Origin of the sequence: Paenibacillus sp. VTT E-133291, assembly GCF_002264395.1 — a bacterium.
Lineage (GTDB): Bacteria > Bacillota > Bacilli > Paenibacillales > Paenibacillaceae > Paenibacillus_AQ > Paenibacillus_AQ nitricinens.
Window position 1 is genome coordinate 1 of record NZ_NFVA01000134.1, and the last position, 12,665, is coordinate 12,665.

Here is a 12,665-nt window from a genome sequence, read left to right on the forward strand (position 1 = left end):
TCAGGGGTTCGAATCCCTTCCGGGACGTCAAGTAACAGCCTTCCTTCGGGAAGGCTGTTTTTGCGAGCAGGGAAAGAGAAGCCCAGGTGGTTCGTCGGAGCAAAGGCATCGATAGGATCAGCTTCGCAGTCAGCCCGGAAGGGCTGCATCCCGCTCGGGGCAAGTAACAGCCTTCCTTCGGGAAGGCTGTTTTTGCGAGCAGAGCATCCTCGCAAAAGTAAGCAAACTGAAGCTCTGATAGATAATTAGGGAAAATCTCCCTATAATTCAGAGCTTTCTACTCAATAGACTAATAATTAGGGAAATCCTCCCTGTAATTTAACTAATTCGTTGGCGAATATAGATATTCTCCCGATTTTTAGGGAGGATTTCCCTCTTTTTATTCATTTCAAGCAATTATCGGCTAAATAGAGGGAGCTTTTCCCTAATTACTCTCAAAAAAGGCCAACCCTATAATTGGGGTTGGCCTAATTATACGAAAAGAAGGTGCCGAGAAAGTAGCCTTCACTACTTTTTCGGCACCTTGAGCCTTCCCGTGAGAAGGCTGTCTTGCATATGGCCACCGCTATAGAAGCGGCCAGATCTCCTCCCAGACAGTGTCTAGAATAGCTTGCATATTATCTTCCATACTGTTAATAGCGATTACCACTTGAGCATCCGGTGCAACCATGCAGAATTGACCGTGAGCGCCATCGGCACGATAAGCATCGTGCGTACACAACCAGAATTGACAGCCGTACCCTTGGCCCCAATCACCAGCTCCGTTATTTTCGATCTGCTTTTGTGTAACAAAATCAATCCAAGCTGCTGGAATAAGCTGCTGTCCCTTCCACATTCCTTTTTGCAAAAGAAGCTGTCCAAATTGGCTTAGTTCTTCGGTATTGATCTGAAGTCCGGCACAACCGAGGGTGATCCCTTGAGGAGTTATTTCCCAATCAATATTTTCTATGCCTAGTGGGGCAAAGAGACGGGGAACGAGGTAATCCTTTACGGTTTGTCCGACACGGGCCTGAACCATGGCAGAGATCATAATGGTATCCCCGCTACTGTAGGTAAACTGTTCCCCAGGAGGTCTGTCTAAAGGCAGCGATAGATAATGTTGTATCCAATTTACATCCTTCAAGGCCAATCTTTCTTCAACCCAAAACGGTGGGGAATCATGCCCTGTACTCATACGTAGTAAATCGAACAAGGTCAACTCCCCAGGTTGCATGGAAGAACAGGCCTCTTTATGAGTGAATGCATATTCCGGAAACACATCTTTAAGTGTTGTATTTAGTGATAGCTTTCCTTCTTCGATGGCTAGACCCACCGCCATGCATGTAAAAGATTTGCTGACCGAATGCTGCAAGCGCCGGATATCCTCTGCGAGATCCACTTTCCCCACTAGAGATCCGTTTTGAAGCACACGTACATTGAATACATTTAATCCACGTTCGCGGATTTGAGCTTCAAAGCGAGTCATGTTTAACATAAAATGCAGCCCTCTTTCTCTATGATTCCAAGTTTGATGAGGTAGATTGTCGATCAAAATGATTGAAAATAGAGTGGAAACGTTTCCTATGACCGGATATTTAATAGCTAAATTGATGGTATTCTATTCTTATTTTAAAGTCAATGTAAGCAGGAAGACTATTGTTTAACACTAAACTACTTAGAATTTAAAATGAATTCGAGATGTGATTCATTTTTATTCGAAAATCATAGGTTGACTTCTAAAAAATATCTGTCCATAATGAACGTAATAAGCGATTTAGATACGAAAACAGTCAAAATGATGTCATGGGAAACGTTTCCCATCATTTCATGCGTTTCCACCAAGCTGATTTCATCAGGTGCAGGGGAGCTCATTATAGGGGTGAAACAGGGGGAATTATGAATATCAAGGATATTGCAAGACTATCAGGCGTTGGTATCGCCACGGTCTCCAGGGTAATTAATAACTCCGGTGTTGTAAGTGATGCAACCAGAGCTAAAGTAATGGCTGTTGTAAGAGAACATAATTACATTCCGAATGGAAATGCGAGCAATCTGAAGAAAACGCGTTCCAATACGATAGCGCTTATGGTTAAGGGAATTGCAAACCCGTTTTTTGCAGACATGATCAAAGAAGTAGAGCGTCAAGTAAATCTGCGCGGCTGTCCGCTTCTGATCCAGCATGTTGAAGATGGAGTGGATGAGATCAATGCTGCTCTTCAGCTTGTGAAGGAAAAGAATTTATACGGGGTAATCTTTATGGGTGGTACATATGACCATTCTGAAGAAAAATTCAAACAATTGCCGATCCCATTCGTTTTGACTACCATCACGACTACGAAGGATGTTGATCCTGCCGTATTCTCAAGTGTGATCATTGATGATATGCAAGAGTCCTATAAAGCTGTGAGCTATCTAATTTCACTCGGACACCGGAACATTTGTTTTTTGGCCAGATTTCCTTTGGTTCAGCATACTACCGGAAACCGTCGTCTTATGGGTTATATCAAGGCGCTTGAGGATCATGGGATTGAGTATGATGCTGCCTTGGTAGAGGATTGTGAATACAGTCCAAGTTCTGGCTTTACAGCTACGAAAAGACTGCTCAATAAGAAGAAAGATATCACTGCTGTCTTTGCCGCATCAGATACCATTGCTATCGGAGCTGCCAAAGCTTTATTGTCCTTGGGTCTATCAATTCCAAATGATATTTCGATCATCGGATTTGACGGTATAGAGATGGCAGAATACTATCACCCATCGCTGGATACGATTAGCCAACCTGGGGTGGATATGGCGAAAGCCAGTGTTGAAATTCTGTTTGACCTGATTTCGGGACAATCGGAGAACAAGCATGTGGTATTCGAGTCTGTTTTGGTTAAGCGGGGATCTTGCAAGAAGATTAATAAACAAGCATAAATACCTTCGGCGTCCTTGTAAGGACGGTAAGCGTTTGAGCGAGAAATAGAAGGATAATTTATTGCGTAAGCATATACTTTCTTATATTTTTAAAAAAAGGTTCCGTAAGGAGATGACATATGGCACTTCTAACAGTGGAGACCGGTTCTCCTACCTTAAGAATGACAACGTCCATTAGCATAATCTCCCCCGTTGATTCGGGCAACACCTCCGGTGGGACGCTTTATCTGTTACACGGTGCTGGCGATAATGCTAGCACATGGTACAGGATGACCACTATTGAGCAGTATGCTAACAAGTATGGCTGTACAGTCATAATGCCTCAGGTAGGAAGAAGTTATTATACAGATATGGAGTACGGACTGGATTACTTCCACTATGTTACGCAAGAGCTGCCTGAGCTTTGTGGCCGAATGTTGAGACTGGATGATGATCCGCAGAAGACGTATGTTGCCGGACTATCGATGGGTGGATATGGGGCATTAAAATGTGCGCTTACCTATCCTGAGCGTTATAGCAAAGTCGTTTCTTTATCAGGCGTTACAGATATTCAGAAAAGATTGAGAGACCCGCAAATGTCTTCGGATATGGCGAGGGAGATGGCAGGCACTTTCGGAAAACGCTTACAAATCAAGCCGGATCAAGATCTGTATGCTTTAGCGGCTAAATTAATCGACGAGGAACGTGAGCTGCCTTCGATGCTGACCTGCTGTGGTTCAGAAGATCCATTTGTGGAGATGAACAGGGAATTTGCTTCTTATATGCAGGCGAGCCCCTATACATTTCGATATGTTGAGACCTCAGGAACGCATGAATGGAGATTCTGGGAGCAGCATCTGAAGACGGCTTTTGATTTCTTGTACAACTAAGAGTAAAGAGTAATTTTAGAGAGATATTATGGAGGATTTGAGATGAAAGACCAGCAACTGACGTCCCTGTTGAATCAGATGACGCTTGAAGAGAAGATCGCACAATTACAGCAGCTTGCTGCTAATTTCTATGAAGGGGCAGAAGAAGGAGGGAAAATCACTGGCCCTATGGCATCCATGGGGATTACGGATCACATGATTGAGAATAGTGGTTCAGTACTTGGACTTTCGGGCGCAGAGCAAGTCATTGCCGTCCAGGAAGCTCATTTACGTAAAAATAGATTAGGTATTCCATTACTGATGATGGCGGATATCGTGCATGGCTTCAAGACGATTTTTCCGGTGCCACTAGCGATTGGCTGCTCTTGGGATATGGAACGAGCAGAGCTGAGCGCCGAGATTGCGGCTAAAGAAGCGGCGGTCTCCGGTGTACACGTCACTTTTGCACCCATGGCGGACCTTGTTCGGGATCCGCGCTGGGGTAGAGTGATGGAGTCTACCGGCGAAGATTCTTATTTAAATGGTAGGTTTGCTCGTGCGTTTGTACGCGGATTTCAGGGAAGTGACTTGACGGGCGATGAAAGTCGTCTGGCAGCTTGTGTTAAGCACTTTGCAGCCTATGGTCTATCCGAAGGCGGACGGGATTATAATACGGTCGATTTGTCAGAACGTCAGCTAAGGGAATATTATCTGCCAGCCTATCGCGCTGCTCTGGATGAGGGCGCAGAAATGGTGATGACTTCGTTCAACACGATTGACGGAATTCCGATAAGCGGAAACGTTAAGCTGCTTCGTCAGCTGCTGCGTGAGGAATGGGGCTTTGACGGCGTGTTAATCTCGGATTGGGGCGCGGTGAAGGAACTGATCCCGCATGGTGTCGCCGAGGATGAAGCTGAAGCAGCACTTAAAGCTATCAAAGCTAGCGTGGATATCGAGATGATGACGGAGTGTTATGTGCACCAATTACCAGCTCTTGTAGCTGATGGGCAAGTGGACGAAAGCATCATCGATGAAGCCGTACTTCGTATTTTGAAATTGAAGCAAAGATTGGGCTTGTTTGAGAATCCTTTACGCGGGGCAGATGTAGAGAAAGAGCGTGAAGTGATTTTCTGTGAAGATCACCGGACAGCAGCGCGTGAACTAGCAGTTAAATCCTGTGTACTCCTTAAGAATGATCAGGTTTTACCGCTTGCGGCAGAGCAACGCATTGCACTAATCGGACCTTTTGCCAATAACGGAGATATTCTTGGACCGTGGTCCTGGTTGGGTTCAACGGAAGAAGCTAGCCGTCTTGCCCCAGCAATGGAAGCTCGTGCTGTTGCGGGTAGAATTACCGTTGCCGAAGGCTCCGGGATTGAGAGCTTTACAGAAGAGCAATGGCTGGAGGCGAAATCGGCAGCATTGGAAGCCGATGTGATTGTGCTGGCACTTGGAGAACATTCGGACATGAGCGGAGAAGCTGGAAGTCGTTCAGATATCCGTTTGCCGGAAGCGCAGTGTGAGCTTTTGCAGCGTATGAAGACGCTGGGCAAGCCTATTGTGGTGGTGTTATTTAACGGACGCCCACTGGATCTTAGTGGCGTGATCGAGAACGCGGATGCTATTCTGGAAGCCTGGTTCCCAGGAAGCGAGGGCGGTGCGGCGATTACCAGCCTACTGTATGGTGACGAGAATCCGTCAGGAAGATTAACGATGTCTTTCCCTGTATCTGTTGGGCAAATTCCGGTCTATTATAATCATTTCAACACTGGACGCCCTCTTGGACCGGGTGCGGACAAACGTTATGTCTCACAATATCTGGACATTCCTAATGAGCCGTTTCTGCCATTTGGCTTCGGTCTAAGTTATACGACATTTAGCTACAGTGAGCCGCTCCTTTCCGGTGAAATCATGACGAAGGATCAGCCTATTAAGGTGACTGTTACGGTGACTAATACGGGCAATGTAAAAGGTGAAGAGGTAGTACAGCTCTATATCCGAGACATTTCAGGAGAAGTTGTCAGACCGATGAAGGAACTGAAGGACTTTGCCAAGTTCAGCCTCTCCCCGGGAGAAAGCAAGGAAGTAAGCTTTACGCTTACGGAAGAACAGCTTCGTTATTATCATAGCGATTTAAGCTTTAGCAGTGATCCGGGCAAATTCAAATTGTTTGTGGGTCCAAATAGCCAAGAGGTTAAAGAACGCGATTTTCGCTTAACATTAGCTTAAGTAGAATATATACGACACACGCTGTCGTAATCGAGGAGTGCAAAAATATGACTACTAATATGAATTCTAACATCCATTTAAACGCTGGAGACTTATCATTCACTTTTACAAACAGTGGGGACTTGTTCCAAGTTCTTCATGAACGGACAATGATCAATCAATTATTGCCTAATATTGTGGATGGCTCCTTATCCAATCTATATTTACGTATTCATAGTAATGGAAGCATTCAAGCTGTTCCTTTGCTGGGCATTCATTCTTCAAGCACTGTACGTAAGGCCGGGAACCGCTTGGTTTGGGAAGGTACTGCGGAAAATATTGAATATCAGGTTATTTTTACTCCTACGGCTCAAGGCGCATGGTTCTGGGATGTGAAGCTTTCGGGACATGAGGCAGATGTGGATCTCGTGTACGGACAAGATGTGGGTATTGCCGATATCGGTGCTGTTCGCAGTAATGAAGCCTACCTGTCACAGTATATTGATCATGCCGTATTCGAGGATCAGTCAAAGGGATATGTAGTATGCTCCAGACAGAATCAACCGCAAGGTGGCAAATTTCCATATCTACAACAGGGTGCAATCACTAAGTCAGCAAGCTTCTCGACAGATGGTTTTCAATTCTTTGGATTGTCTTATAAAGAGACTAATCAACCGGAAAGCTTGAGCCGTGAGCAATTAAGTAATGAAATCTATCAATATGAATTCGCTTATACTGCATTGCAATCGGAGCGGGTGAAATTGAGTGGGGAAGCAAGGTTTGTATTCTACGGATTGTTCAAACAAGATCATCCACAAGCGATCACTACCCTAGAATTTACGAATGATATCGCTGCGGCTTGGGATGCTGTAAAAGATTTACCTTTAGAAGCTGAAGCACCGCTCGAACGTTCTTTCCTCACGGAGGAGCTTGGTGCTCCGCTGGTGGCAGATTCTCTATCAGAGAATGAGATCGAAGGTCTGTTTCCAGTTCGTTATCAAGAGGAGAAAGAAGGAGACGTTCTACTGTCTTTCTTCACTGAAAATTATGAGCATGTAGTCCTAAAAGAGAAGGAATTACGCGTAGAACGCCCACATGGTCATATTCTGATGAGTGGGGATAACGCTCGACTTAACGATAAGATTATCACGACAACTTCATATATGTATGGGATTTTCAACTCCCAAGTAGTCATTGGCAATACCAATTTCAACAAGCTAATGTCCAATCCTAGAAATGCGCTTAATATTCCAAAAGCTTCGGGACAACGAATTTATGTACAGTGGAATGGCGAATACCGTCTACTGACCATGCCATCCCTGTTCGAGGTTGGTTTCAACTATGCCCGTTGGTATTACAGAACAGAAGGCGAATGCTTTATTATTACGAACTACACTACGGCAGATTCTCCGGAAATATTCCTGAATGTGCGTACGGAAAGCGGAAAAGCTTATCGCTATTTAGTCACTAATCAAATCACTATGAACGTTAATGAATACGAGCTTCCATATCAATGCAAGCAAGAAGAGGGAACTGTGACCTTCTCGGCGGACAGAAGCGCACTAAGTGCTGGAGAGTATCCTGACTTGCAGTATAAATTCCAGGTACAGGGAGCGGAGTTTACGCTTCAAGATGAAGGCAGATTCGTTACCAATGCTCCACACACAGATGCACCGTTAGCTGTTCTGGAGTTGTCGGCGAGCAGTGAGTGGACTTTGAATATTCAAGGCCTTCTGGATAGTAAGGAGATTCATTCGAGCAGCCGTACAGTTGAAGAGGAAATTTCCACATACCGCGAGTTCTATAGCGGGGTTATGAATGGCTTCCGCTTGACGCTAGGTGATGGGTCAGAAGGTGAGCTGTTTAAAGTGAATGCTCTGGCTTGGTGGTATACACATAATATGCTCGTCCATTATTCTGTCCCTCACGGGCTGGAGCAATATGGCGGCGCTGCCTGGGGAACTCGTGATGTGTGTCAGGGACCTGTGGAATATTTTATGGCTACGCAAAAATACGAACAGGTTCGTGAAATATTGCTGACGCTGTATGCTCATCAATATGAAGATGACGGTAACTGGCCACAGTGGTTCATGTTTGATAAATATACGAAGATTCAACAAGAGGAAAGCCACGGGGATATTATTGTGTGGCCGCTAAAAGTGCTTGGGGACTATTTGGCAGTAACTAAAGATTACAGCATTTTGCAAGAAACAGTGCCGTATACTCGTAAGCATAGTTTTGACTTTACAGAGAAAGAAGCGACACTGCTGGATCATGCGCGGAAGGAAGTGGCGTATATTAAGAACCACTTCCTGCATGATACGTATTTGTCTTCTTACGGTGATGGAGATTGGGATGATACACTCCAGCCTGCGAATCCACAGTTGAAGCAATACATGGTTAGTAGCTGGACAGTGGCGCTTACCTATCAGACTCTTAATCAGTTCTCGGAAGTTCTTCGTTCCGTTGATCCAGCGGAAGCAGACGAGCTGAAGGCAATGGTGGATGGTATCCATGAGGATTTCAATACACATATGCTCCAATCTGAGGTGATTCCTGGATTCCTGTATATGGAAGATCCAGAGCAAGTGAAGCTTTTGGTACACCCGAGTGATAAGGAAACAGGAATCCAGTATCGTCTGCTGCCAATGACGCGCAGTATGATCAGTGAGCTATTAACTCCGGAACAAGCCGAAGCTCATTATGAAGTGATCCAAGATAAACTATTCTGTCCTGACGGTGTACGTTTAATGAACCGTCCAGCACAATATGTTGGCGGTGTAAGCAGTCATTTCAAACGTGCAGAGCAAGCTTCTAACTTTGGTCGGGAAATTGGACTTCAATATGTACATGCGCACATCCGTTATGTAGAAGCTATGGCTAAGCTAGGGAAAACCGATCAGGTCTGGAATGGCCTAGCAGCGATCAATCCGATCGGAATTCGCGATGTGGTGCCAAACGCTGAACTACGTCAAGCTAACTCCTATTTCAGTAGCTCGGATGGTAAATTTAACACTCGTTATGAGGCACAGGAGAATTTCGATAAGCTGCGTAATGGTGACGTGGCGGTCAAAGGCGGCTGGAGAATCTATTCCAGCGGTCCTGGGATCTACATGAATCAGTTAATCTCGAATGCACTAGGGATTCGTACCGAAGGCGGAGATTTAATTGTTGACCCCATCCTGCCGGAGTCGCTGGACGGCATGCGCTTTAGCTTTGAATATGCAGGTACTAAGGTAGACTTTATCTACCACCTTACGGGTGGGGAGAACAGTCGGATTACTATCAATGGTACAGAAGTGCAGGCTGAAGGTACACTTAATCGCTACCGTAGTGGCGGTGTTCGGATTAAGCGTGAGGACTTTGATCGTCTCTGCGTAGAAGCCGGAAATGTGATTGAAATTTATAAGTAAGCTAATCATTAAAGGGCAATCTCTACGATAAGTGTAGAGATTGCCCTTTTTTTTGAAATACTACATACGGCTCGGTGTTGGTAATCCAAGTACTTCTAGCACATCACCTAAAGTGTCCTTAAATCTCGAAGTAAGCCAGAGGCGAAAGGCAATGGTCGCCGCCTCCCCTTTTAAAATCGGACAAGTAGAATAAAAATTATTGAAGAGAGTGGCTAAAGTATGTGCGTAAGTGCAGAGTATATTTGGCGTCAATTCTACGCTTGCAGAATACAAGGTCTCCTCCCAGAGGCTAAGCTGTCTCAGCAGAGCAAGCTCTGCTTTTTCCATTTCGAGTGGGAATTGAATCTGTGAGGCATCTGTGTGGATTGGGAGGGTGGATTTGCCCAAAACACTACTAGCACGGGCATAGGTGTACATCAGATAAACTCCTGTGTTGCCGGATATTTCGGTAGCCTGTTTGAAGTCAAACACAATTTCTGTTCCCAGATTAAACCGCAGCAGATAATAGCGAATGGCAGCAGCTGCAATGATATGGCTGGGAAGCCCCTCTTTATCGGAGCGTGAATGTTCGATATTCTGTTCCATAAGCTTCACTAAATCGATCACCTTAACACCAATTCCTTGGCGCCCTGACATGGCATAAGAAGATTTTCCTTCCGAAATATTTATTCCCAGCTCGGCTGCGGAAGCCGGACTAAGGGACACCACACCATAACTCACATGATGGAGTTTCGCGGCTTGATCGTTATAACCTAATGCGCCCAAAGCCTGCTTAACCATTTGCTGCGGATATTCCTGTCTATAATCGATCACGTTAATAACACGATCCGCCTGTCCATAGGGCTCCTGGGTTCCAGTTAATCCTGTAGTCCATAAGCCGGACGAGAATTCACTGTAGGTGAAATCCTTGGTTAATAGACCAAATTTCCAGAGGTGATAGGCAATGTCTTTGGCAGTGTAAGTCAGAATACCATTCGAACGTACAAGTACCTTATCCATATGATGATCCTCCGAATCCGCTCCATTGCTAATCGCTGTCCCTTGCTTTAACACCCAGCAGCCTGCCAGCTTACCTTCAGTCTCCTGTACAAAAACCATGGTTTGCTTCAATTGCTCAGATGCGGCTGCCCAGAATCCTTCTTTTAAAATATTACTTTCCCATACCAGCAGGTCATAGTGAATACCGAAACGCTTCATTTCCTCTACATGTTCTCTCACCATACGTTCAGCGACAAGGTTACCCAGCCACGCCTCATTGCCGTTACCCTGTTCCAGGGCATGCAGCATTTCTGTGCGCTTATGTGTCATCTCTGGATTCTGTGCATATTCTTTATTCACTTTGGCATAAAGATCCCAGCAATAATCACCAAAACGCTGATGATCTCCTTCCAACGGTACATTCAATAAACCAACGACTGTATCCGCTAACTGGTTGCCCAGATCATCGACGTAGTTATGGACCTCTACGTTATGACCGGTTCTTTTCATTAGTCTGACCAGCGCATCGCCGATGCACGCATTTCTCAGGTGACCCACATGAGCAGCTTTGTTTGGATTGATTGAGGTGTGCTCGATGATGACCTTTTCCCCTGTGCTGTTGGGCAGTTCAAAGGAATGTTTAGCCCATATCCGCCAATCCATGTACAAATTAATAAATCCAGGAGCAGCTACTTCGACCTTTTGTAAAAAGCCTGTGTAGCTCTCTTGTAATTTAAGCTCTGCTTTTACTAACTCTGCTATGACGAGAGGTGGTTTGCGCAGGATTTTGGCTAGCTGCATAGCAATATTGCAGGAATAATCACCATGCTCTAGATTAGCGGGCTGCTCGATCAGAATAGGAACATCGTTTGGGTAAGGAATTTCTAAGGTGTGGAATACTTTTTTTACACTTTGTTCAATGCTGTTTTTGATGATTTGACTTAACATTTTATACCCTCCTTTGAAAATACAAAAAAGCCCTCGTCTCAAAAGAGACGAGGGCTTTAGCGCTCGCGGTACCACTCTCGTTGCTAAACAGACGTTTAGCCACCTTACAGGATAACGGTCTTCAGCCGGGACTTCCTACTTGGGTTCAGAAGTCCATCTCACGGGTGCGCTTCATTAAGTGATCTGTACCGGCTTACACTTACCCGGCTCGCTGAGGACTAGAACACCTTAACTACTCTCCCGCTCATCGATGCTTGAATAATTTTAATCAGTATAACGAATATTTTGAAAAAAGCAATAGGGCGAAACTCGGTATCAATCTGGAAACGCTTGAGTTTTAGATTGTCCGATAAGTAATTACAAACTCACAAAACAGAAGGGGCTCTCATTATTGAGTGGAAATTCCTTTGCATAAATGTCCACGCATTAACTTTAAATACAGAATATTACTATATAGAGCTATTAATTATGGATCATATTACTAGTTTTATAGTTTGTATTTTTTCAAATTGAGTGAAAGAGAGGAGTGAATAAAGATGGCATTATTTTCAACCGGACCTATAGATAATAGTCCAATTCTGGGGATCAGACAAACACAAATCGTAACAGTAAAAGTTGTTAATCGGGATTCTCTTAATCCTTATAATCTCGTCATTCAAGGCTTTTTTCTAAATGGATCAAGAACAATGTATGTGAATGAAACGGTAAATCTCACACCTAACCAAGTACTAACTAGGAACTATTTTGCGGATTTAGATGCATTTGAATTCGTGTTTGCAACACTAGAAGAAGTTGAAGCACAGGTAGGGATCTCGGTCTGGGGAAAACAGGCTTCAGGACAATTGGTAGATCCTCATCGTGTAGTAGCATGGGAGAAGCACGCAGAAATAATCTAAAGGAGTGTTGAGAATTGAGCTATTTATCTACCGGGCCGATAGATAATACCATGGTGGGTGGGATACGACCTACTCAACATGTTACGATCAAAATCGATAACCGAAGCGATGTTACTTCTTCTACGGTTCTCGTCCAAGGATATTATATGGATGGGACAAGAACTTTGTATGTTAGTCAGCTTATTAACGTAATGCCTGAGCAAGTCATAACCAATGATTATTATGCTGATTTTGATGCATTTGAATTTATATTTACGACTTTAAGCCTGGTAGATGATCCTATTCAAGTTTCAGTATGGGGGAAAAATAGCTCAGGGCAAATCGTTACTGCTCACCGACTTGTTCATTCAGAATTACTCGGAGCAACCGTAGGGGCAACTGGGGCTACAGGTGATACAGGAGTGACTGGAGCGACGGGAGCAGACGGAGCGACTGGTGCGACGGGGGCTGATGGAGCGACTGGTGCAACGGGAGCCGAT

General features: G+C 44.7%; 7 protein-coding genes, 1 pseudogene and 1 other annotated feature. Of the genes and pseudogenes, 6 read left to right on the top strand and 2 right to left on the bottom strand.

The features are described 5' to 3' along the window. Positions 1-565 precede the first annotated feature (565 nt). A complete protein-coding gene (locus tag CA598_RS29490; protein WP_094878785.1) occupies positions 566-1,474 on the bottom strand; it encodes a serine hydrolase domain-containing protein in 909 nt (302 codons plus the stop codon). Between the two features lie 401 nt (positions 1,475-1,875). Here CA598_RS29490 and CA598_RS29495 point away from each other — a divergent pair, with 401 nt between their 5' ends. From CA598_RS29495 to CA598_RS29510, 4 genes are all read left to right on the top strand, one after another. After that, a complete protein-coding gene (locus tag CA598_RS29495; RefSeq protein ID WP_094874611.1) occupies positions 1,876-2,895 on the top strand; it encodes a LacI family DNA-binding transcriptional regulator in 1,020 nt (339 codons plus the stop codon). Between the two features lie 119 nt (positions 2,896-3,014). Beyond that, on the top strand, positions 3,015-3,764 hold the full coding sequence (locus CA598_RS29500) for an alpha/beta hydrolase (RefSeq protein WP_094878786.1): 750 nt from the start codon (positions 3,015-3,017) through the stop codon (positions 3,762-3,764). A 42-nt stretch (positions 3,765-3,806) separates the two neighbouring features. Next, positions 3,807-5,972, top strand: coding sequence for a beta-glucosidase BglX (gene bglX, locus CA598_RS29505; RefSeq protein ID WP_094878787.1), 2,166 nt, complete (start codon positions 3,807-3,809; stop codon positions 5,970-5,972). A 47-nt stretch (positions 5,973-6,019) separates the two neighbouring features. Then, positions 6,020-9,364 (top strand): GH36-type glycosyl hydrolase domain-containing protein, encoded by a 3,345-nt coding sequence (locus CA598_RS29510; RefSeq protein ID WP_094878788.1) that lies wholly within the window; start codon positions 6,020-6,022, stop codon positions 9,362-9,364. Positions 9,365-9,424: 60 nt separating this feature from the next. On the opposite strand, the gene CA598_RS29515 is transcribed toward CA598_RS29510, so the two are convergent. Further along, a complete protein-coding gene (locus tag CA598_RS29515; protein ID WP_094878789.1) occupies positions 9,425-11,290 on the bottom strand; it encodes an arginine--tRNA ligase in 1,866 nt (621 codons plus the stop codon). A 40-nt stretch (positions 11,291-11,330) separates the two neighbouring features. Next, positions 11,331-11,547: a binding site (T-box leader), on the bottom strand. A gap of 279 nt (positions 11,548-11,826) precedes the next feature. On the opposite strand from CA598_RS29515, the gene CA598_RS29520 reads away from it, so the two are divergent. Both CA598_RS29520 and CA598_RS29525 read left to right on the top strand, forming a co-directional pair. Then, complete coding sequence (locus CA598_RS29520) at positions 11,827-12,186, top strand: hypothetical protein (protein WP_094878790.1); 360 nt, start codon at positions 11,827-11,829, stop codon at positions 12,184-12,186. 14 nt (positions 12,187-12,200) lie between these two features. Further along, positions 12,201-12,665 (top strand): annotated as a pseudogene (locus CA598_RS29525) (collagen-like protein); the annotation flags it as partial.